Here is a 256-nt window from a genome sequence, read left to right on the forward strand (position 1 = left end):
GGTTCAGCAGAATGTCGACGACGTCTTCCTGCACACCGTCCAGCGAGGAGTACTCGTGCACGACGCCAGCGATGGTGACTTCGGTGGGAGCGTAACCGCTCATGGTCGACAGCAGGACGCGACGCAGCGCGTTGCCCAGGGTGTGACCGTAACCACGCTCGAACGGCTCCATCACGACCTTTGCGTGACCGGGGGCCAGGGTTTCCACTTCGATGATGCGGGGCTTCAACAAACTGTTTTGCATGAATTGTCCTTT

At 59.4% G+C, this 256-nt stretch carries 1 pseudogene; it reads right to left on the reverse strand.

The features are described from left to right. Positions 1-244: pseudogene (locus ACZ3GY_RS24400) on the reverse strand (DNA-directed RNA polymerase subunit alpha); the annotation flags it as partial. Positions 245-256 lie beyond the last annotated feature (12 nt).

This window comes from Pseudomonas sp. PME37.24/006, from assembly GCF_055556635.1.